The 21,006-nt window shown below is 66.9% G+C and carries 25 protein-coding genes; 3 read left to right on the plus strand and 22 right to left on the minus strand.

Annotated features, from left to right (window positions below; genetic code table 11):
• The first annotated feature begins 145 nt into the window (after positions 1-145).
• Entirely contained in the window at positions 146-913 is a 768-nt protein-coding gene (locus tag ACR4XW_RS11380; protein ID WP_434760672.1) for a hypothetical protein, read from the plus strand.
• A 19-nt stretch (positions 914-932) separates the two neighbouring features.
• Here the strand turns inward: ACR4XW_RS11380 and ACR4XW_RS11385 are convergent, their stop codons facing one another.
• The 10 genes from ACR4XW_RS11385 to ACR4XW_RS11430 all read right to left on the minus strand — a co-directional run bounded on the left by ACR4XW_RS11385 (position 933) and on the right by ACR4XW_RS11430 (position 10,317).
• A complete protein-coding gene (locus ACR4XW_RS11385; RefSeq protein WP_434760673.1) occupies positions 933-1,493 on the minus strand; it encodes a nuclear transport factor 2 family protein in 561 nt (186 codons plus the stop codon).
• On the minus strand, positions 1,486-2,238 hold the full coding sequence (locus ACR4XW_RS11390) for an ABC transporter ATP-binding protein (RefSeq protein ID WP_434760674.1): 753 nt from the start codon (positions 2,236-2,238) through the stop codon (positions 1,486-1,488). Before ACR4XW_RS11390 ends, ACR4XW_RS11385 begins: the two co-directional genes overlap by 8 nt.
• Positions 2,235-4,031 carry a branched-chain amino acid ABC transporter ATP-binding protein/permease gene (locus ACR4XW_RS11395; RefSeq protein ID WP_434760675.1) on the minus strand — a complete coding sequence of 599 codons (1,797 nt, stop codon included), beginning with the start codon at positions 4,029-4,031 and terminating at the stop codon, positions 2,235-2,237. Before ACR4XW_RS11395 ends, ACR4XW_RS11390 begins: the two co-directional genes overlap by 4 nt.
• A 1-nt stretch (position 4,032) precedes the next feature.
• Positions 4,033-4,890 (minus strand): branched-chain amino acid ABC transporter permease, encoded by an 858-nt coding sequence (locus ACR4XW_RS11400; protein ID WP_434760676.1) that lies wholly within the window; start codon positions 4,888-4,890, stop codon positions 4,033-4,035.
• A 76-nt stretch (positions 4,891-4,966) separates the two neighbouring features.
• Positions 4,967-6,178: an ABC transporter substrate-binding protein gene (locus ACR4XW_RS11405; protein WP_434760677.1), complete on the minus strand. Its 1,212-nt coding sequence runs from the start codon at positions 6,176-6,178 to the stop codon at positions 4,967-4,969.
• Between the two features lie 167 nt (positions 6,179-6,345).
• Positions 6,346-7,059: an SDR family NAD(P)-dependent oxidoreductase gene (locus ACR4XW_RS11410; protein WP_434760678.1), complete on the minus strand. Its 714-nt coding sequence runs from the start codon at positions 7,057-7,059 to the stop codon at positions 6,346-6,348.
• A gap of 10 nt (positions 7,060-7,069) precedes the next feature.
• Positions 7,070-7,501 carry a VOC family protein gene (locus tag ACR4XW_RS11415; RefSeq protein WP_434760679.1) on the minus strand — a complete coding sequence of 144 codons (432 nt, stop codon included), beginning with the start codon at positions 7,499-7,501 and terminating at the stop codon, positions 7,070-7,072.
• Positions 7,498-8,403 (minus strand): aldo/keto reductase, encoded by a 906-nt coding sequence (locus ACR4XW_RS11420; protein WP_434760680.1) that lies wholly within the window; start codon positions 8,401-8,403, stop codon positions 7,498-7,500. Before ACR4XW_RS11420 ends, ACR4XW_RS11415 begins: the two co-directional genes overlap by 4 nt.
• Positions 8,400-9,110, minus strand: a complete 711-nt coding sequence (locus ACR4XW_RS11425; RefSeq protein ID WP_434760681.1) for an SDR family NAD(P)-dependent oxidoreductase — start codon at positions 9,108-9,110, stop codon at positions 8,400-8,402. The genes ACR4XW_RS11420 and ACR4XW_RS11425 overlap by 4 nt, the downstream gene beginning before the upstream one ends.
• Positions 9,111-9,117: 7 nt before the next feature.
• Positions 9,118-10,317: a DegT/DnrJ/EryC1/StrS family aminotransferase gene (locus ACR4XW_RS11430; protein ID WP_434760682.1), complete on the minus strand. Its 1,200-nt coding sequence runs from the start codon at positions 10,315-10,317 to the stop codon at positions 9,118-9,120.
• A 218-nt stretch (positions 10,318-10,535) separates the two neighbouring features.
• Between ACR4XW_RS11430 and ACR4XW_RS11435 the strand changes: the two genes are divergently transcribed.
• Positions 10,536-11,678, plus strand: coding sequence for a 3-ketosteroid-9-alpha-monooxygenase, oxygenase component (locus ACR4XW_RS11435; RefSeq protein WP_434760683.1), 1,143 nt, complete (start codon positions 10,536-10,538; stop codon positions 11,676-11,678).
• A 93-nt stretch (positions 11,679-11,771) separates the two neighbouring features.
• Here ACR4XW_RS11435 and ACR4XW_RS11440 read toward each other — a convergent pair whose 3' ends face one another.
• The 7 genes from ACR4XW_RS11440 to ACR4XW_RS11470 form a co-directional block, all read right to left on the minus strand.
• Positions 11,772-12,566: an IclR family transcriptional regulator gene (locus ACR4XW_RS11440; RefSeq protein WP_434760684.1), complete on the minus strand. Its 795-nt coding sequence runs from the start codon at positions 12,564-12,566 to the stop codon at positions 11,772-11,774.
• Between the two features lie 204 nt (positions 12,567-12,770).
• Positions 12,771-13,577 carry an SDR family NAD(P)-dependent oxidoreductase gene (locus ACR4XW_RS11445; RefSeq protein WP_434760685.1) on the minus strand — a complete coding sequence of 269 codons (807 nt, stop codon included), beginning with the start codon at positions 13,575-13,577 and terminating at the stop codon, positions 12,771-12,773.
• Positions 13,578-13,706: 129 nt separating this feature from the next.
• Complete coding sequence (locus tag ACR4XW_RS11450) at positions 13,707-14,540, minus strand: TrmH family RNA methyltransferase (protein WP_434760686.1); 834 nt, start codon at positions 14,538-14,540, stop codon at positions 13,707-13,709.
• A gap of 2 nt (positions 14,541-14,542) precedes the next feature.
• Positions 14,543-14,911, minus strand: coding sequence for a 50S ribosomal protein L20 (gene rplT, locus ACR4XW_RS11455; RefSeq protein ID WP_434760687.1), 369 nt, complete (start codon positions 14,909-14,911; stop codon positions 14,543-14,545).
• Between the two features lie 63 nt (positions 14,912-14,974).
• Positions 14,975-15,169: a 50S ribosomal protein L35 gene (gene rpmI, locus ACR4XW_RS11460; protein ID WP_434760688.1), complete on the minus strand. Its 195-nt coding sequence runs from the start codon at positions 15,167-15,169 to the stop codon at positions 14,975-14,977.
• 62 nt (positions 15,170-15,231) lie between these two features.
• The gene (infC, locus tag ACR4XW_RS11465; protein WP_434760689.1) at positions 15,232-15,948 is read right to left on the minus strand and encodes a translation initiation factor IF-3; all 717 of its coding nucleotides are present in this window, start codon (positions 15,946-15,948) and stop codon (positions 15,232-15,234) included.
• 190 nt (positions 15,949-16,138) lie between these two features.
• Positions 16,139-16,663, minus strand: a complete 525-nt coding sequence (locus ACR4XW_RS11470; protein ID WP_434760690.1) for a hypothetical protein — start codon at positions 16,661-16,663, stop codon at positions 16,139-16,141.
• 78 nt (positions 16,664-16,741) lie between these two features.
• On the opposite strand from ACR4XW_RS11470, the gene ACR4XW_RS11475 reads away from it, so the two are divergent.
• Entirely contained in the window at positions 16,742-17,305 is a 564-nt protein-coding gene (locus ACR4XW_RS11475; RefSeq protein WP_434760691.1) for an SseB family protein, read from the plus strand.
• Here the strand turns inward: ACR4XW_RS11475 and ACR4XW_RS11480 are convergent.
• From ACR4XW_RS11480 to ACR4XW_RS11500, 5 genes are read right to left on the minus strand one after another with little or no spacing between them, the layout of a single operon-like run.
• Entirely contained in the window at positions 17,269-17,766 is a 498-nt protein-coding gene (locus tag ACR4XW_RS11480; RefSeq protein WP_434760692.1) for a PH domain-containing protein, read from the minus strand. The two genes, ACR4XW_RS11475 and ACR4XW_RS11480, sit on opposite strands and share 37 nt — an antisense overlap.
• Positions 17,763-18,620, minus strand: coding sequence for an ATP phosphoribosyltransferase (gene hisG / locus ACR4XW_RS11485; protein WP_434760846.1), 858 nt, complete (start codon positions 18,618-18,620; stop codon positions 17,763-17,765). The genes ACR4XW_RS11480 and hisG overlap by 4 nt, the downstream gene beginning before the upstream one ends.
• Before the next feature lie 24 nt (positions 18,621-18,644).
• Positions 18,645-18,908, minus strand: coding sequence for a phosphoribosyl-ATP diphosphatase (locus ACR4XW_RS11490; RefSeq protein ID WP_434760693.1), 264 nt, complete (start codon positions 18,906-18,908; stop codon positions 18,645-18,647).
• A gap of 24 nt (positions 18,909-18,932) precedes the next feature.
• On the minus strand, positions 18,933-20,180 hold the full coding sequence (mshC, locus tag ACR4XW_RS11495; protein ID WP_434760694.1) for a cysteine--1-D-myo-inosityl 2-amino-2-deoxy-alpha-D-glucopyranoside ligase: 1,248 nt from the start codon (positions 20,178-20,180) through the stop codon (positions 18,933-18,935).
• 58 nt (positions 20,181-20,238) lie between these two features.
• Positions 20,239-21,006 carry an SCO1664 family protein gene (locus ACR4XW_RS11500; protein ID WP_434760695.1) on the minus strand — a complete coding sequence of 256 codons (768 nt, stop codon included), beginning with the start codon at positions 21,004-21,006 and terminating at the stop codon, positions 20,239-20,241.

The raw sequence follows: 21,006 nt of genomic DNA on the forward strand, positions 1-21,006 counted from the left end.
TAGGGAGTCGCCCGGGCCCGGTGCGAACCGATAATCCGCCCCGGACACCCCGCCGTCCGGGTCCGTGTCCGGTGAGTTGACGAATCGGCCACGCACCCCGGTGCCGCTGCTAGGTTCCGGACATACCGACCAAGGAGGGTTCGCAATGGGGTTCGTTTTCTTCTCGCTGGCGACACTGCCCGACGCCGGGCCGGAGGAACACCGGGAGTACAACAAGTGGCATCAGCTCGACCACCGTCCGGAGAACCTGAACCTGCCAGGCGTGGAGTACGGCGACCGGTGGGGTCGTCCGGCGGAGTTCAAGGCGGCCGGAACGGGCAACGACACCCTCGGCGACACCGACTACGTGACGATGTACTGGTACCACGAACCCTTCGACGAGTCGTACCGGCAGTGGAACGACCTCGGTGAGACCTCTTTCCAGTGGGGCCGCGGCCCCCTGATTCCGGGCGTGGAGCGCCGCATGCTGGCCTTCTTCCGCATCGTCAAGGGATATGCGGCCGCATCCTCGCTGGTCAGCCCGGAGGTGCTGAAGTACCGACCGAACCAGGGCATTCATTTCTTGCTCACCCGGCACCAGAAGCATCACAGCCTGGACACCCACACCCATTACACCTGGACCGACCGGGTGCTGATGCCGGGTTTGATGGAGGTGGACGGGGTGGCCGGCGGCTACACCTTCAGCTTCAGCCACTTCCAGAAACACTCGACGATGAACTTCAACACCCCCGACGAGGACGCCGCCAGTTCGATGCGGGTGCGGTTGCTCTACTTGGACGGCGATCCGCTGGCGACCACCGAACGGATCGCCGCGGCGGAGGAGCAGTTGGCCCGCAATGCCGACTGTGGCGATGCCGGTGAGGTGTTGTTGTCCACCCCGGTGAAGACGATCATTCCCTTCCAGGACTGGTGAGCTTCGGAGAATCAGCCCCTCAGCGGGCGTGTTCGTCGAACAGGGCTTCCCAGGGCTGTTGCACCAGGTCGGTGCCGTCCCGGGAGCCCTGCAGGAAACGCTCCCCGATCGGGAATCGCCCGTCCGCGTCGTCGGTTCTGATCCACTCTGTGGTGCACACCCGACGCTGAATCCGCCATTGCGGCACCCCGTCGACCGGTTTGCGGCGGAACAGGTCGAGATAGCGGAACCCGATCAGCAAACTGCCGGACGGGTCGTCGCCCGGGCTGCGATGCACCGAGACGCCGTAGGTCTCCACCCGGGCCTCGTCCTCGGCATCACCCCAGTCGACCAGGGAATGGCCGAGGTGGTGCATGGTCATGGTGTAGCGCCGAAGCAGCTTGCCCAGCCAGGTGATGAACTCCTCGACATTGCCCTCGAAGGTGCCGTGCAGGTCGGTGGCATCGACGTGGTAGCAGCTCGCCACCAGCGGCAGGTCGACCCGATCGACACCCCGGACGTAGCGGGCCAGCACCCGCGAGATCTCACGTTCGGCCAGCAGCCGGCGCAGTTCAGTGTCATACAGGGGTCCGTCATTCATGGGTGGAGAAGCCTTCCGGGGTCTTGCCGAAGTAGGCGTCCTGCAGCACCGACAGGTCGGTCAGGTCCTCGGCCCGGGTGGCCATCACCACCCGTCCCATGTCGAGCACGGTGATGTGGTCGGCCACCCGCACCGACGCCTCGACGGCCTGTTCCACCAGCAGCACGCCGATGCCGGTCTCGGTGAGCCGGCCGACCTGTTCCATCACCTCGTTGACGATCACCGGGGCCAGGCCGCCGGAGGGTTCGTCCAACAACAACAGCTTGGGGTTGCTCATCAGGGCCTGGGCGATCGCGAGCATCTGCTGCTGCCCACCCGACATCGAGCCGGCGACCATATTGCGCTTGTCGCCCAGGATCGGGAAGAGCTCGTACATCCGCTGCGCATCGCGGCGCAGTGCCGAGCGGCTTTCCTTGCGGGTGTAGCCGCCGAGCACCAGATTGTCCTCGACGGTGAGCTTGTGGAAGACCCGTTTGCCCTCCTGGGCGTAGGCCACCCCGTTGCGTACCCGGGAGTGCGCGCCGACCCGGGAGATATCGCGTCCGAGGTAGTGCACCGAACCGCCCTGTACCGGGTTCAGTCCGGCGATCGCGCGCATCGTGGTGGTCTTGCCGGCTCCGTTGCGGCCGAGCAGCACGGTGAGTTCACCGGGCCAGACCTCGAAGGAGACGTCCCACACCGCTTTCAGGTCGCCGTAGCCGGTGGCGAGGTTCTTGACCTCCAGAATCGGGCTGCGTTCGCTCATTCGGCTGCCCCCTGTTCGGCCGGGTCGAGGCCCAGGTATTGGCGGGCCACCTCCGGGTCGTGTTCGATCTGTTCCGGCGGGCCCTGGGCGATAACCTTGCCCTGGGCCAGCACGACGATGTCGTCGGCCAAGTCGAGCACCAGCCGGAAGTTGTGCTCCACCAACAGCACGGTGCCGCCGGCATCGCGGATCCGCCGGATCAGTTCGGCGAGCCGTTCGATCTCGTGCTCGTCCAGGCCCGAGGCACATTCGTCCAACAGCAGGACGCCCGGTTCGGCGATCAGGGCCCGGGCCACCTCCAGCAGGCGGCGGCGACCCAGCGGCAGCGACACCGCTTCCTGATCGCGCAGGCCGAGTAGCCCGACCATGTCGAGCACCGCGTGGGTGATCCGCAGATCATCGCGGCGGGCCCTCAGGAACTGTGGCAGCCGCAGGGCGGTGGCGAGCAGGCCGACCCGGTGCGGAATGAACCGGCCCGCGGCGACCGCCTCGGTGACGGTGATGCCCTCGGGAATGTTCGGGGTCTGGAAGGTGCGGGCGATTCCGGCGCGGGCCACCTGGTGGGAGCGCATCCGGTCGATGCGCTGCTGGTCCAGGGTGATGGTGCCGTCGTCATTGCGGTAGAAGCCGCAGACCACGTTCAGCAGGGTGGTTTTGCCCGAACCGTTCGGGCCGATCAGCGCGGTGACCTTGCCCGGGGGTGCGGTGAACGAGACCGATTGCAGGGCCCGGTTGCCGCCGAAGGCCTTCGAGACGTTGTCGACGACCAGTTCCCGGCCCGGGGTGTCCGGCAGTCCGCCGCCGGTCTGCACGGGGGTCACGCCCAGGCCTGCGGCCCGGTCGAGGCGGCGCACCATCGTCCGGGCCAGCCGGGCGATACCGCCACGCAGCAGCACCCCACCGAGGATCAGCAGCGCACCGGTGAAGACCAGGGCGAAGGATTGGAACTCGGTGGATCGGGAGGCGATCGACTGCAGAATGGCCGCACCCACCACGGCACCGTAGATGCTGGTCGAACCACCCAGCATCGACGCGGCCAGCACGGTGGTGGCCAGCAGGAAGCCGAAGGCCTCCGGTGAGATGTACAGGTCGAGGTTGGCGAACAACACCCCGGCCAGGCCGGCCGGGATCGCCCCCAGTGCATAGGCCGACAGCTTGGTGCCGAAGACCGAGATCCCCAACGAGCTGGCCAGAACCGGGCTCTGCCGCAGCACCCGCAGCGCCACCCCTCGCCGCGAGGTGACGATGTTGCGCATGAAGGCGAACCACAACACCACCACGAGCACGATCATCAGGTAGAAGCCGGTGTTGTCCAGCAGAACCCCGGCCAGGGTGGGCGGGGCGATTCCGCTCAGCCCTTCGCGTCCACCGGTCTCCTCGTTGAAGATCGCGATCACATCGGGCAACACCAACACCAGGAAGAACGACGTCATCGCCAGCGACCAGCCGCCCAGGCGCAGACCCGGGATACCGGTCATCAACCCGACCAGCATCGCCGCGGCGCCACCGATCAGCAGTTGCAGGAACAGGTCGGTGACCCCGGCCTTCGACGCCAATCCGGCGGTGTAGGCCCCCGCGGCGTACATCGCGGCCTGACCCAGCGCGAGCTCGCCGGCATATCCGTGGCTGAGGTTCAGCCCACCGACCACCAGGGACAGGATCAGCGCGAGCTGAAGTTGTCGGGTGGTGGAGTAGTCGAGCCCGATGTAGGGCACCGCGACCAGCAGCAGGGCCGCCAGCAGCGGCCAGACGAAGCTGGGGACGCGGCGAATCAATTTCCAGACGGCAATCACGTCACACCGTCCGTTCCACGGATCGGACGAACAGGCCGGTGGGCCTGATCATCAGGATCGCGATCAGCATCACGAAGACCGACAGGGTGGCGAACTCGCTGCCCAGGTAGCGGGCGGCGAAGGACTCCACCAGCCCGACCAGGGCGCCCCCGACGAGCACCCCGGGCATCGATCCGAAGCCACCGATGGCCAGCACCACGAAGCCCTTCAGGGCCAGCGCCGAACCGAGGGTGGCGACCGCGAAGGTCTTCGGGCCGACGACCATGCCGGTCAGGCCGGCCACCATTCCGGAGAAGACGAAGGCGGCCATCGCCAACCGGCGCACGTGTACGCCGCGCAGCCGGGCGGCTTCGTTGTCCTCGGCCATACCGAGCAGGGCCAGACCCAGTTTGGTGCGCTTGGTGACCAGGGCGAAGGCCACCACGAAGAGAATGGCCACCAGAATCAGCGCGATCTCCACCGGCGCCACCCGGCCACCGAGTACGGTCAACACCTCTCCCCCGGCGAAGAACGGCACCCGCAGCGCCTGGGCACCCCACACCAGTTGGGTGGCCCCGTTGAGCAGGGTGGCCGCACCCAGGGTGGTCACCAGCAGCATGTGGTGGTCGTCGACCGGGCGCACCGCGAGCCGCTCCTCGACCAGGGCCACTGCGGCCACCAGCACCGCGGCCAGCACGGCCACGATCAGCGGGTTCCATCCCCACACCATCAGTCCGGTGTAGGCGATGAAGGTGCCGATCATCATCAACTGCGCGTGCGCGAAGTTGAACGACTTACTGGCGATATAGACGATGTTGTAGCCGATTGCCACCAGGGCATAGACGGCTCCCAGTGACAGGGCTCCCCACACGAGGGTCACGCGCTTCTCCTGATTCCCCGAACCGGACGGGCCCGTGGTTCCCGGCCACAACCGCGCCGGGAACCACGACCGATGGTTACTGGAACTGACCGTCCTTGACCTCGGACGGTTCGACGAAGATGAACTCCTCGCCCGACACGTTCGGGCCGTGGCTCTCGGCCGTGAAGTTGTACCGGGAGATCATCGCCGACTCGGCCTTCTCCTGAACCTCGGGATCCTCCAGCGCCTTGGCGAGCTCCTCGGCGTTGTCGGCATTGCCGACCTTGTCCGCGGCGGCGGCGATCAGGTGCGGGGCATCCCAGTTGTAGGCCTGCACCAAGGTGGTCTTGATCGGGCCCTGCTTCTTCATCAGTTCCACGGCGTGGTTGACGTTCTCGGCGTTCGGGTCATGCTTGATGCTCTTGGCCACCTGCATCTTCAGGCCCTTGACCTGATTGGTGCCCAGCACGCCGTCCGGCGGGGGTTGGCTGACGATCGAGGTGGAGGCGACCGAGTTGTTGGCCAGCATCGGCACATCCCAGCCGAGCTTTTCCTTGCTCTGCAGCACGTAGCCCACCGGGGCGCCATAGCCGTCGAAGATCAGTACCTCGGGCTTGGACGACTGCAAGGACTGCAGTTGCGGGGTCATGTCCAGGGCGGCGGAGTCGTACTCCTGCTTGCCGACGACCTCGTAGCCCTCCTTGGGCAGCATGTCGGCGGCCATCTTGCCGAAGGTCTGACCGTAGGCGGTGCTGCCGTGAATGATGCCGACCTTCTTGTAGCCGGTCTTCTCCAGTTCGACCATGAAGCCGGCCAGGTATTCGGCCGGGCCCGGGGACAGGTCGAAGTTCATCGGGTGAGCCGAGGGGTCGGACGATTCGGCGGTGGGGCCGATGTTGAACGACAGGATCTTGTTCTGGGTCAGGATCGGCAGCGTCGCGTTGGCGATGGTGGACGGGCCCGAGTTCAGGTAGGCGTCCACACCCTTGCCGTTGATCTCCTCACGGAGCTTGGTCACCGCGGTGGTGGGATCTCCGGCGTCATCGACGACGACCAGTTCGATCTTCCGCCCGGCGATACCGCCGTTGTCGTTCACGTCCTCGACGGCAGCCTTGGTGGCGTTGATCGAGGTGCCCGACAGATCGGCCATCACGCCGGGAGCACTCACGCCGCCGCTGACCACGATCCGATAGGGCTTGTCGGTGTTGTCACCGTCTCCACCGCCGCCACCACCGGTTTGTCCGGTGCCGCAGGCGGCGAGCAGCATCGCCGCGGCCGCAGCGGCCGTCAGTTTCATGAAGCGTTTCATTGGTCCCCCTTGCCAAGCTCCCAAGCACTTGCTTGGAAGGGTCATGCTAGGGGCTCGTCCGGATGCACGAAAACCCTTTTCCCACACAGCGATTCGGTACCAGTGAGCGCAGAATTGCCGGAACCCGCCGCGGTCAGCGAGCGGGTTTCCGGATCAGGGGTGGACGGTCAGGCGATCTGTCCCCCGTCGACCACGAATTCGTGGCCGGTGCAGTACGAGCTGGCATCGCTGGCCAGGAAGGCCACCATGTTCGAGATCTCGCTCGGCCGACCGACCCGCCGGATCGGGTTCTTCAGCACCCAGCCCCCACCTTGGCGGGCCTCCTCGCTGATCATCGGGGTGTCGATGCCGCCGGGGCAGATCGCGTTCACCCGGATTCCGCGCGGCCCGAGCTGGTGGGCCAGTGAGCGGGTGGCGCCGAGGATGCCGAACTTGGAGGTGCTGTAGGCGATCGCAGCGGCGTGGCCCTTGATCCCGGCCAGGGACGACAGGTTGATCACCGAGGCGCCGTCGCCGAGCAGCGGCAGAGCGCTTTGAATGCCCAGGATCGGCCCGATCAGGTTGATGTCGAGAGTCAGCCGCAGATCGTCCTCGGTCATCGTGTCGATCTCGTCGAGCTTGTAGATCGCGGCATTGTTGACCAGCACGTCGAGCCGTCCGTAGCGCTCCCGGATGCCGTCCATCACCCGGTCCCAGGCGGCCCGGTCGGTGACATTCAGTTCGGTGTTCCAATCGGCCGGGCCCTCGGGGACGAAGACGTCGGTGGCGATCACCCGGGCGCCGAGGCCGGTGAGCAGTTCGACGTGGCTGCGGCCCATGCCGCCGCCGGCACCGGTCACCAGGATCACTTTGTCGGTCAGATCGACCAGGGGTTCGGTCATGATTCCTCTCCTAGGGCTTCTCGACGAGTTCGACCCGGATCCGGTCCGGATCCAGCACATAGACGACGCGGCAGCCGGCGACCGCACCGCGGCCGGCGACGATCGGATCCGACATCGCCGCGGTGCCGGCGGCGGCGAGGCGTTCGAGTTCGGCGTCCAGATCGGCAACCTCGATGGCCACGTGCACCGCACCGACCGAGCCGTTGTCGGGATCGAGCACCACGTCGGAACCGCCGACGTATTGCAGTAGTTCGATCACGGCATGTCCCTCGGGCGGGTTCACGAAGGCTTGCCGGACGGTCACTCCCGGATAACCGGTGACCGCGTCCACCGCCGGACCGGAGTTCTCGTAGGGGCCGTCGACCCGGCCGCCGGTGAGGGCGGCGTAGAAGTCGATGGACCGTTCCAGATCGGAGACGGTCAATCCGGTGTGGTTGATCATTCGCTCTCCTGATGGGCGTTTGCGTTGGTGATTTCGTCGTGGATCATCTGCAACTCGTCCTTGCCGAGGTCGAGCCGGGCGGCTGCCATGTTGTCGCGCACCGATTCCGGCCGGCTGGCCCCCGGGATCGGGATCAGGGCCGGAGAGAGAGCCAACAGCCAGGCCAGCACCACCCGGTGCCGGCTGACCCCGTGACGTTCGGCCACGGTGGTCAGCGAGGTGATGTTGGCTCCGGCGGCCTTGGCCATCAGTCGTCCGCCGAAGGGGCTGTAGGCCAGGAAGGCCAGCCCCAGTTTGGCGGCATGAGCGAGCACCCGGAGGCTGCCGGGGTCGGCGAGGTCGGGGGCGAGCGGGTTCTGCACCGCCACCAGGCGCTCGCCCAGGATGTGGCGGGCCAGGGAGAGTTGGTCGGCGTTGACGTTGGACACCCCGATCCGGCGCACCAGCCCTTCGCTGTGCAGGGCGGCCAGTCCGCCGAGGGATTCAGCCAGGGGTACTGCCGGGTCGGGGCGGTGCAATTGATAGAAGGGCAGCACATCCAGGCCGAGTCGTTGTAGGGAACCGATCGCGGCCTTGCGCAGGTGTTCGGGGCGTCCGTCCAGCCACCAACTGTCGGGCGGGCCGTACCGCAGGTGCCCGCCCTTGGTGCCGATCAGGACGTCCTCGGTGGAGCCGGGGTAGTCGGCCAGACAGGCGGCCAACACCGTTTCGTTCACTCCGGGGGCCCCGGGTGGGCCGTAGGTGTCGGCGGTGTCGAAATAGCGGACGCCGGCGTCGAGGGCAGCGTGGATCGTGCGTTCGGCCGCTTCGGTGGTCCAGCCGTCCACCTGGGTGATGGTCATCGCCCCCATGCCGACGGCGCCCACCTCGACATCGCCGATCCGACGCGGCCGCACGGTCATTTCCCGACCGCCGTCCAACCACCGTCCACCGGCAGGCACACGCCGGTGACGAAGGTGTCCTCCAGCAGGAGCTGGTTGATCACCGTCGCGATCTCGGCAGGTTCGGCCAGTCGTCCCAGCGGGTTGCGCTGCAGCACCGGATCGATGTCGTAGCCGTTGTCGAGCATCGACTGCACCATCGGGGTGCGGGTGTGCCCGGGGGCCACCGCGTTCACCCTGATTCGCGGCGCCCATTCGATGGCGAGGTTGCGCAGCAGTTGCTGTACCGCGGCCTTGGCCGGGCCGTAGTCGGCTTGATTCACCCAGCCACCGTAAGCGGTGGTCGACGAGACGCCGACGATCGATCCCGATGCGTAGTCGGGCAACTGTTCGGCGAAACAGCGGGCCGCGACCAGGGTGCCGATCAGGTGTACGTCGATCAGCTTGCGGGCCGCGGCCAGGTCCATCTCCATCGTGGGCACGAACTGGCCGCGGATGCCGTGGCAGGCGACCAATCCGTCGGCAACCCCCCACTGCCGGACGCCGGTGGCGAAGGCGGCGCGCATCGACTCCTCGTCGGTGACGTCGGCGATGGTGTTGACGACCTGGGACAGCGACGGGCCCTCGGCCAGGTCGATGCCGGTGACCGAACACCCACGGGAGAGCAGGTCATCAACCACCGCCCGGCCGATGCCACTGGCCGACCCGGTAACGACCACATGGGTCATTCTCGGCTCACCACTTCTCGGCGAAGCTGGTGATCGCGTCGCAGACCCGCTGGACGTCCTGATCGCTCAGGCCGTGGCTCATACCCAGGGACATGCCGTTGGCGAAGACATTGTCGGCCTCGGGCATGCCGCCTTCGGGCTGGCGCCACTCAACCCCGTCCAGGAACGGGTGCCGGGCCGCGTTGCCGGTCCAGATGGTGCGGGTGTCGATGCCGGCGGCCTCGATGGCCTCCTGCAGATCGGCGCGCTTGAAGGGCGCGTCCTCGCGCACCAACACCGGGTAGCACAGCAGGGCGGTGTGCAGGCCGTCCAGCAACTTCGGGGTTCGGAAGAAGTCGGGGAAGGCGGCGTAAGCAGCGGTGTAGGCGTCGTAGGTCTTCTGCCGACGGGCGTAATTCTGATCGAGCTTGTTGAGCTGGACGATGCCGTAGGCCGCGCCCAGTTCGGAGGGCTCGAAGTTCCACGAGAGGGTGTCGAAGATGAAGTCGTTGTCGTAGGGAACACCGTCGAGATCTTCGCGGAAGACCCGTCCAGCACCGCCGCCGAACAGGTTCGGCTCGGAGCGGCGGCCCCAGCGACGCAGCAGCAGGGCCTGGTCGCGGTCTTCCTCGGTGTCGACCGAGATCATGCCGCCGTTGCCGGCGCAGGTGATGATGTGGGCCATCGCGAAGCTGGTCACCGAGTAGTCGGCGCGGGCGCCGGTCGGGGTGCCGTGCAGGGTGGCCCCCAGGGAGTCACAGTTGTCCTCGATGAGCTTCAGGTTGTGCTTGTCGGCGATCTCGCGCAAGCGATCCCAATCGGGGGCGTTGCCCACCAGGTTGGGCAACAGGATGGCTCCGGTGCGCTCGGTGATCATCGACTCGATCTGGTTGACATCGGCCTGATAGGTGTCGGGTTCGACATCGACGAATACCGGCACCAGGCCGGCCCGTACGATCGGGGCGATATCGGTGGAGAAGGTGAGCGGCGAGGTGATGATCTCGCTGCCCGGCTCCAGGCCCAGCAGATCGACCGCGAGGTACAGGCCGGAGGAACCGGAGTTCACCATCACGCCGTACTTCTTGCCGCTCAACTCGGCGACGCGGGTCTCCATCTCCTTGACGTTGGCCCCGATCCGCAAGCCCTGCGAACCGCTGCGCAGCACCTTGACGACCGCTTCGATCTCTTCTTCACCGTGGGTGGCACGGGCGTACTGAATTCGTTCCATTCTTCCTCCATGAGGCCAACCAAGCATTTGCTCGAAGCCTGGCATGTGGGTAAAGGGACCTCGCTCAACCTCCCGCTGGCCGGAAAGCACCCCGGGCCATTGAGCGGGAATCTGTGGACCTGCGACGGCCTCGGAGCTAGCTTGACCCAAAGCCCGGCGGACTCCCTCCTGCGTCTTCCGCTGAGTGGCATCGACAGGAGCCTCGAGAGGAGCTACTGATGACGGACACCGAAGTCCGGATGATCGACAACACCGGCAACCCGGATCGTTATGCCCGTGGTTGGCATTGCTTGGGCCAGGCCAAGGAGTTCTCCGACGGCAAGCCCCACACCCTGCACGCCTTCGGCCAAAAACTGGTGATCTGGGCCGACACCAAGGGCAACATCAACGTCCTCGACGCCTACTGCCGCCACATGGGCGGCGACCTCTCCCAGGGCGAGGTCAAGGGCGACGAAGTCGCCTGCCCCTTCCACGACTGGCGCTGGTCGGGCGAGGGCAAATGCACCTCGATCCCCTACTCCCGCCGCGTCCCCCTGCGCGCCCGCACTCAAACCTGGCCGACCATGGTGCACGACGGCATCCTGTTCGTGTGGAACGACCCGGAGGGCAATCCGCCGATTCCGGAGCAGATGATCCCCGACATTCCGATGGCCGACGACCCGGACTGGACCGACTGGTACTGGTACAAGTTCGAGATCAAGGGCTCCAACTGCCGCGAGATCATCGACAACGTCGTCGACATGGCCCACTTCTTCTATGTGCACGGCTCCCTGCCCACATACTTCAAGAACGTCTTCGAGGGTCACATCGCCACCCAGTTCATGAACGGCCAGGGACGGGCCGACGTGGAGCGCAAGCGCACGATGCCCTCGGAGCGTCAGGGGATGGAGTCGATCGGCACCTACTACGGTCCGTCCTTCATGTTGAACCCGATGGAGACCAAATTCGCCGATTTCAGCATCAACTCGATGCTGATCAACTGCCACTACCCGGTCGATCACAACAACTTCGTGCTGAACTACGCGATCAAGGTGAAGAAAACCGACTTCCCCGACCCCGCCACGGCCGAAGAGACCGCCCAGCAGATGGCGCAGTACATCAAGATCGGCTTCGAGCAGGACGTCCAGATCTGGAACAACAAGACCCAGATCGACAACCCGCTGCTGTGTGAGGAGGACGGGCCGGTCTACCAGTTGCGTCGTTGGTACCAGCAGTTCTACACCGACGTCGCCGACATCACCCCGGAGATGACCGACCGCTTCGAGTTCGAGATCGACACCACCCGCCCGAACGAAGCCTGGCGGGCCGAGGTGGAACAGAATCTCCGGGAGGCGGAGCAGGCCGAGCCGGCCCGCGGCTGATTCTCGGCAGCACGGCGGCAACTGCTGCCGGCCCCGCAGACAGCACAACGGCGGCGGATGGGATCGAACCCACCCGCCGCCGTTGTCGTTGAATCAGCGCACCACCGACAGCCGGCGCGATCGTGTCGACACCTGATGGTCGGGCCAGAGTTCCTCCGAGATCCGGCGGGTGGCGTGGGCCACCAGATCGGCCACCCGCTCCAACGGCAGCCCGGATTCACCGGTCAGGGACACCGCGCCGACCTGGCCGCGGGGGCCGCGGATGGCCGAGCCGACACAGGCCAGGTGCTCGAAGGGCGCACCGGTGGAGAAAGCCAGTCCACCCGCTGCCCGGATGCGGGAGAGCTCCTTGTGCAGGTTGCCCTGACGCCCGGAGGTACTGCGGCAGACCGCGATGCCGTACATACCTTCGACGACCTCGGGCTCGACCCAGGCGAGCATCGCCTTGCCCAACGCGGTGCGGTGGGCGGGCAGGCGCACCCCGACCCTGGTCGGCACGTCGAGGTTCGCCCGGAAACCGATCTTGTCGAGGCAGTAGACCTCGCCGCCCTGCAGAACACCGAGGTGTACGACCAGACCGGTGCGCAAGTGCAGTTGCTGCAGCCGGGCCGAGGCAGCTTCCCGGATCATCGTTTCGTCGCGGATTCCGGAGCCCAGCCGCAGCGACCGCGGACCCAGCACGTAACCGTCGGGACTGTGGGCGAGCCACTCCACCCGCACCAGTTGTTCGAGAATCCGATGCGCGGTCGACCGCGGCAGACCGGTTCGCCGCGAGATCCCCTCCAAGGTCAGGCAGGTACCCGGGGCGCTGAAGGCGTCCAGGATCAACGTCATCCGCTCAACCATCGACGGGGGCAGCTCGCGCTTCTCTTCAACTGTGACGGCCATCTCACTCCTCAACCAAGCGCTCGTTAGGTGGTATGAAGAAAACGCTAACCCGCGACCCGAAATCCGTCTACGGTCATCTCAGTATGTGAGGACATTTCCTTAAACCTTTTTCATCGGTCGGTCGGGTCAGGAGCTCCGGGCAGCAAAAACCGGGCCGTGCGCAGTGCGCATCGACCCGGTGACGACTCGGTGAAAGGCGAGCCCTCAGACCTCCTTGGGGAAGTTCGTCCAGCCCTTGCCGTCGAAGCGGGTGAACCAGCCGCCGGCTTCCAGCGTGCCGCCGTCGACCGGAAGGGTCTGCCCGGTCATGTACGAGGCCCCGTCCCCGGACAGGAACTCGATCACCTTGGCGCAATCGTCGGCCTCGCCGAGGCGGGCCAGCGGCGCCCACGAGCGCATGTTGTCGGGATCGCGCCCGCGCAACATCATCTCGGCCGGGGTGGCGGGCGTGTTGATCAGATCGGGGGCGATGGCATTGACCCGGATGCCGTACTGCCCCACCGCGACCGCCAGCGATCGGGTGAAAGCGACGATGCCGGCGTTGAAGGCCGAGTACACCGCATGCCCCGGAATCCCCCGGAAGGCTTCGACGGTGGCCACGTTGACGATTGCACCGCCACCTTGGGCCTTCATGGTGTCCAACACCGCATGGGTCATCGCGAAGACATGCCAGAGGTTGATCTCGTACAACTGCTGCCAGTGCTCGGGTTCGGACTGCTCGAAACTGCGGGCGAAGGGTTTGAAATCGCCCACATTGTTCACCAGCACCCCGATGCCGCCACCGCCCAGTTCCCGGGCCCGGTCGGCGACCGCGGTAATCACCTCGGGTTCGGTGATGTCGCCGACGACCACCTCGCAGCGGCCCCCCTCGGCGAGGATCTCGGCCCGGGTCGCCTCGGCGGCTTCGGCATTGATGTCGTTCAGCAGCACCAAGTCACCGCGCCGGGCCAGCCGTCGCGAGGTGGCGCCGCCGATACCCAGCGCACCGCCGGTCACAATCGTCACTGCCACCAGTCGGGTCCTCTCGGTCGTGGCCGCCATTCGTGGCGGTCGGGTTCACCTCCGACCCTAGCTGCGTCAGTCCCCGCGGGCCCGCTCGTTACCGATCAGCGGCGGCGCACTTCGGACGGGACGTGGTGGTCAGCCTCGTTGTGCGCGGGCGGTACTGAACAGGCAGATCGCCGCCGCGGTGGACACATTGAGGCTTTCGGCCAGGCCGTACATCGGCACGCCGATACTGCGGTCGGCCAGGGCGACGTCGTCGGCGGGCAGCCCCCAGGCCTCGTTGCCCAGCACCCACGCGGTGGGGGCGGCAAGTTCCGCACGCGTCAGATCGTCCAGGGTCGGGCCGGACGAGCCGTCGGCGGCCAGCACCTGCAGGCCGGCCTCACGACAGGCGGCGATCGCCTCGGGCAGGTCGGGGCCGGTGATCACCGGTAGGTGGAAGATGCTGCCGACCGAGGCCCGGATGGTCTTGGCATTGGTCAGCTCGACCGAACCTCCGGTCAGAATCACCGCATCGGCACCGAAAGCATCGGCGCAGCGGATGATGGTGCCGGCATTGCCCGGGTCGCGCACCTGGGCGCAGATCACCACCAACGAGGGTGGCTGCGGCCAGTGCTCGGGCAGGGCGACCTCGGGGGAATCGGCGTGGGCCACCACCCCTTGGGCGGTGACCGCATCACACAACCCGGCCAGGTCGGCGGCCGACACCGTGCACGAGTCGACCCCGTGTTCGGTGGCCAGGTCGATCAGGTCGGCCATCGCCTCGACCTGATCCTCGGCCACCCAGAGCCGGTGGCAGGTGCCGTACCGGAGCGCTTCACGCACCGCCTGGCGTCCCTCGACCAGGCACTCGCCGGTGGCCCTGCGGTCCTTGCGTCTGGTCAAACGACGAACCGACCGCAGCGCGGCGGCACTGGCACGGGGGACGTGCCGGGCTGCGGCTGCGGTCGGTTCGGGAGTACTGCTCAACCTCAGGCGGCGACGGTCGTCTGGTTGGCCTTGGCCACCTCGACGAGCGCGGCGAACGCGGTCGGGTCGGACACGGCCAGCTCGGCCAGCATCTTGCGGTCGACCTCGACACCACCGTTCTTCAGACCCGAGATGAACCGGTTGTAGGTCATGCCCTCGGCGCGGGCGGCGGCGTTGATCCGCTGAATCCAGAGCTTGCGGAAGTCACCCTTGCGAGCACGACGGTCACGGAAGGCGTAAACACCGGAGTGCTGCACCTGCTCCTTGGCCTTGCGGTACAGCCGCGAGCGCTGCCCGCGGTAGCCGGAGGCCTGGTCGAGAATCTCGCGGCGCTTCTTCTGCGCATTCACAGAACGCTTGACGCGTGCCATGGACTTTCTCCTTACAGCTTGGGTGCCCGGCAGGGCCGGGCGGGGTGGAAAACGGTCAGGGGATCACTTGCCGAGCAGCTTCTTGGCCTTCTTGGCGTCGCCGGGGGCCATCACCGCATCGCCGTCCAAGCGGCGCAGGCGACGGTTGCCCTTGTGATCGTTGAGGTGCATCTTGCCCGCCTTGCGGTGCATGACCTTGCCCGAACCGGTGATCTTGAAGCGCTTCTTCGCACCCGAGTGGGTCTTCATTTTGGGCATATCTGCTCCTTTGTTTCATACCCGACTGGCGGGCTGGGGGTTTCGCGTGGCTTGCGGCCGGCTCACAGATCGATGTCGGGATCCATGTTGTCGGCGGGGCCCTTCTTCTTGGGCTTGGACTGGTGCTGCTGGCGGTGTTCGGCCAGCATCGTGCGTTCGGCTTCCTGGGCTTCACGACGACGCTCGGCCTTGCGGCTGCGTTCGGCGTCGGCATCGGCGCGGGCCTGCCCCTTCTTGCGGGTCGGGCCGAGCACCATCAGCATGTTGCGGCCCTCGTGCTTGGGGGCCGACTCCACGAAGCCGTACTCTTCAACATCTTCAGCGAGGCGCTTGAGCAGGTTGATACCCAGTTCCGGACGACTCTGTTCGCGGCCACGGAACATGATGGTGATCTTCACCTTGTCGCCGCCCTTGAGAAAGCGCACCACGTGCGACTTCTTGGTCTCGTAGTCGTTGCTGTCGATCTTGGGCCGGAGCTTCATTTCCTTCAGGCCGGTGTTCGACTGGTTGCGCCGGTTCTCCCGTTCGCGCTGGGCACTCTCGTACTTGAACTTGCCGTAGTCCATCAACTTGACGACCGGCGGGCGGGCGTCGGGAGCCACCTCGACCAGGTCGAGTTCGGATTCACGGGCAAGCTGGCGGGCTGCTTCGATCGGCACGATGCCGACCTGCTCACCGGCGGGCCCGACCAAACGGACCTCCGGTACCCGGATGCGCTCATTGATGCGCTGCTCTGTGCTGATACTTCCTCCAGTGTTCAGTGATCTTGCGTGATGCACAGACCTGAAGGTGTCAGCCGGGAGCGGCCGACCACGCGAGTGCGGTCGGCGCCATGATGGCCGAAAACCCGTCGACGTCCACCGTTGATCGGGTGAGAGATCAGGTCTCTGCTTATGCCGGGCCGGCACCGAGGCGCCGGACCGTCGTTCATCTTAGCCGAAATCCGGCCCGGGCCCCAACTCGTCGGGCCTACTCGATGCCGCGGCCCTTCAAGATGGCCTCGATCTCGGCCATGTCGTCCAGGTCGTCTCCGGCAGCCTTGTTCGCCGGAGCCCGGTTCGCCGGGGCTGCGCCGGCCGGCGCGCGTCCGGGGGTGACCGCCGGACGGCCCTCCCCCGACTTGGCCGACTCCTTGGCCGCCCGCCTGGCCGCCTTGGCCTCGGCCCGCTGTTCGGCGGTGGCCCGGCCGACATTGCGGCTGTTCAACACGACCCCGATCAGCCAGGCCAGCAGCGCTGCCCCGAGAAAGCTCACCCCGGTCCAGATCATGGTGTCGGGCACCACCGAGCGAATCCACTCGACCACGGCCTTCACGCCCGACCACAGCAGCGGCAGCAACCCCGACAGGTACAGACCGACCGCGGCCAGGATGATCGCGACACCCTGCAGGATGCGGCCGTAGCCGGATCGCAGTCGCCACGAGAACAGCGCCCAGAGGACACCGACGAAGGCGATGGCGATGCACAGCAGGAGCATGAACTGGTCGGAGGTCATGCAATTACTTTCTCACACGGCCACCGTTGACGCCTCGGGATTCACCCTCATCGGTCCCTGGATAGGCTGGCGATTGCTATGACTGGACAAGACCTGCCCCACGGACGGACCCTCGGCGACACCGACCGCACTTTCAGCGATGACGACGGGACGGCCGATCCGGCCGTGCGTCAAGTCCTGTCGGCCGCCGAGGGCGGTGACACCCGCGCCTATCTCGACGCGGTGGTGGAGCTGTGTGGGTCGCGCCTACTGGTGCCGATCATGGCCAGCGGCGACCACCTGGACGCCACCGGCCCCGAACCCGATCGGCACGCCGAGATGGCCGCGGTACTGCTGCAGCGCCCGGACGGGGAGAAGGCGATGGTGGCGTTCACCGGGGTCGATTCGATGTCGGCCTGGCAACCCGACGCCCGGCCGATTCCGGCGACCCTGGACAAGGTCTGCGAGGCGGCGGTGCAGTCGGGCGCCAATACGGTGTTGATCGACCTGCAGGGCCCGTTCCCGTTCGTGATCGCCGACGAGATCAACCAACAACTCGCGCAGAGCCGCCGGCTGGTGAAGACCACCGACGGCGGCTACGGCTGGTGGCAGGCCAACCCCCGGGGTCAGTCCGACGCCGAGCCCCCCGCGTCCGAGGCGTAGTAGCGGGCCATCTGCACCAGCCGGTCGGCGGCATCGCGGGCGCGTTGCCCGTCCGGGTTCTGGATCGCGATCATCTGTCGGCGCCGGAATTTGTCCCCGCCGTGCACCTTCTGGCCGACGGTGGGGTCGAGCAGCAGGTAGGCCCACGGGTCTCCCTGGCGGTATCGCACGCCGCGGATCTCGTCCCACCGGTAGGTCTCCGACAGCAGTCCGTTGCGCACGAACACACCCTTGGCATCGGCGCGCACCCGGCACAGCCCCAGGCCGAGCATCATCGCCATCATCACCAGGATGAACACGATCAACGTGGCGATCTGCCAAACGTTGAACTCTCCCTGGATGTCGGACGGCAACCGGTACCAGCCGAACAGCGCGGCGGCGACCAACACCAGCGACAGAATGATCGCGGTGATCAGCGACACCCGCGGCCAGACGGTCAGCGGGGCGGGTTCGGCGCTCACAGGCGACAGGCGGCGATGTCGGTGACCAGAATCGCCCGGGCGCCGACCTGCCACAGGTCGTCCATGATGGCGTGGGCATCCTGGCGACGCACCATCGAGCGCACCGCGACCCAACCGTCCTTGGCCAGCGGGGACACGGTCGGCGATTCCAGGCCCGGGGTGAGCTCGGCGGCCTCGTCCAGCAAGGCCTCGGGCACGTCGTAATCCATCATCACGTAGTTGCGCGCAACCAGGACGCCCCTGAGCCGCTGGAGCAACCGGTTCACCTGCTCGGGATCGGCGTCGGCGCGCCGGATCACGATCCCTTCCGATTCCAGGATCGGGTCACCGAAGAGTTCCAGCCCCGCCCGCTTCAGGGTGCTACCGGTCTCGACCACATCTGCGACCACATCGGCCACCCCGAGACGGATCGCGCTCTCGACCGCGCCGTCCAGTTTGATCAGGCGGGCGGTGATGTTCTTCTCGGCCAGATAGGTCTCCAACAGCCCCGGGTAGGAGGTGGCGATCCGGGCCCCTTCCAGGGAGGCCAGGTCGCGGTTCTCGCCCTGGGGTGAGGCGAAGCGGAAGCGGCTGCGGCCGAAGCCCAACTGCAGGATTTCGTCCGCGTCGGCACCCGAATCGAGCAGCATGTCGCGTCCGGTCAGCCCGACGTCGAGGGTGCCCTCACCGACATAGATGGCGATGTCACGGGGCCGCAGGTAGTAGAACTCCACATGGGCGTCCTCGTCGACCAGAACCAGATCCTTGGAGTCGGTGCGCTGCCGGTAGCCGGCTTCGCGCAGCATCTGCGCGGAGGCCTCCGACAGGGCGCCCTTGTTCGGGACGGCGATCTTGAGCTTCGGGCCTTGGTGAATCACGACCCCGACCCTACCCACTGCTCACAGGTACTCGTACACGTCGCGCAGGTCGAGATCGAGGGCCACCATCATCACCTGGAGGTGGTAGATCAGCTGGCTGATCTCCTCGGCGGCCTCCGCCTTCGACTGGTATTCGGCGGCCATCCAGACCTCGGCGGCCTCCTCGACGACCTTCTTGCCGATCGCATGCACCCCGGCGTCCAACTGGGCGACCGTGCCCGAACCGGCCGGACGGGTGCGGGCCTTGTCCTGCAGTTCGGCGAAGAGTTCCTCGAAGGTTTTCACGCGGGTCAATCTATCGTCCGGGGCTCAGCCACGCAGGTTGACGCCCAGCAGGGCATCGACCGCGTCGATGATCTCCCCCGGGGCCTCGGTGTCGTCGGAGTCGATCGCCAGCGATCCCCCGGCCCAGGCGTCGATCGCGGCCAGCGCCCGGGGGGCGTCCAGGTCGTCGCGCAGGGCGGCGCGCACCTCGGCGATGGTGGCCGCTGCGTTCAGCCCGGTGTCGTTGTGGACGGCCTCGCGCCAGCGGGCCAGCCGGTCGGTGGCCTCGCACAGTCCCGGGTAGGTCCACATCCAGTCGTCGCGGTAGTGCTGGGCCAGCAGGGCCAGCCGGATCGCTCTCGGGTCGACACCCTCGTGCCGCAGCCGCGAGACGAACACCAGGTTGCCCTTGGACTTCGACATCTTCTCCCCGTCCAGGCCGACCATGCCCGAGTGCAGCCAGTGCTGGGCGAAGGGACGACCCGAGGCGGTGTGGGCGTGTGCCGCGCTCATCTCGTGATGGGGGAAGACCAGGTCAGAGCCGCCACCCTGGACGTCGAAGGCGGGGCCCAGATTCTCCAGGGCGATCGCGGCGCATTCGATGTGCCAGCCGGGCCGACCCTCCCCCAGGGCCGACGGCCAGGACGGTTCGCCCGGGCGGGCCAGCCGCCAGAGCAGGGCGTCGAGGGGGTCGCGTTTGCCGGGCCGGTCGGGGTCGCCGCCGCGTTCGGCGAAGGTGGCCAGGGCCTGCTCGCGGGAAAGCCCGGAAAGCCCGACATAGCCGGGGGCGTCGGTGGTGGTGAAGTAGTAGTCGGGGTATTCGGGGTCGTCGACCCGGTACACCGTGCCGAGTTCGCGCAGCCGCTCGATCAGGTGCACAACCTCGTCGATGGCTTCGGTGGCGCCGATGAACTGCTGCGGGGGCAGCACATTCAGCGCGGTCATGTCCTCACGGAACAGCGCGATCTGTTCCCGGGCCAGGACTCGCCAGTCGACCCCGTCGCGGTGGGCGCGCTCCAACAGGGGGTCGTCCACGTCGGTGACGTTCTGGACGTATTCCACGGTCAGTCCCCGGTCGAGCCAGACCCGGTTCAGCAGATCGAAGGTCAGGTAGGTGTTGGCGTGCCCGATGTGGGTGGCGTCATAGGGGGTGATCCCGCAGACGTAGATCTTCGCCGTCCCGGACTCGGGGCCGATCGGCTGTTTCGTGCCGGTGGCACTGTCGTGGGCCACCAGCGGCGCGGAGCCGTCTCCGGGAATGCGGGGTGGGCTGGGCACCTGCCAGGAATCCATGGGGGCGACAGTACCCGACCCGAACCAGTTGCGAGAACTTTCAATTACTTTGCCGGGGTCAGAACGGTGGCCACGGAATCGTCGGCCAGTCCCGTCCGGGGGCCGGGAAATGCCCGGCCGCGAGCAGGTCGGCGATTCGTTCTCGGGTGGCGGCGATCTCGGCCTCGGTGAGCCACGGTTGCAAGCACTCCTGCGCGACCCGGTCGGTGTTTTCCAGCAGGGTCACCTCATCGGTGCTGAACGACCGGCCGGCCCAGCCCCACAACACGGTGCGCAGTTTGGGTTCGACATGAAAGGTCAGGCCGTGGTCGACCCCGAACACCGTTCCCTGTGACAGCAGGACGTGGCCGCCCTTGCGGTCGGCGTTGTTGATCACCACGTCGAACAGTGCCAGCCGACGCAACCGGGGGTCATCGGCGTGCACCACCGCGACGGGTTGTTCGTGGGCATCCAGGCCGGTGAAGATCTTCAACCAACCGGGTTGATCGGCCTCGGCCACCGGCAGCAGGTCGACCAGTTCGTCCTCGTCCTCGGTGTCCACCCAGGCCTGCAACATGCCCGGGCCGAGGGGGCCCTCGTCGATCCAGACGGTGCGCGGCACGACATCGAACCCGGAGGCCACCGACAGGTCGTGGGCGGCGAGTTCGCGGTGGCCCAGGGTGGCGTCGGGAAAGTCCCACAAGGGCTTCTCCCCTGCGACCGGTTTGTGAATCGCCTGCCGGTCGTCGTCCAGTTCGACCAGAAAGGTGGCGTTGGAGGCCTGCATCAAGCGGCCGACGATGGTCGGGGTACCGCTCAAATCGGCGTCGAAACACGGATGGCGCAT

This window comes from Pseudenemella bisphenolivorans, from assembly GCF_051133435.1.
In the GTDB taxonomy this organism is placed as follows: domain Bacteria; phylum Actinomycetota; class Actinomycetes; order Propionibacteriales; family Propionibacteriaceae; genus JAAYAO01.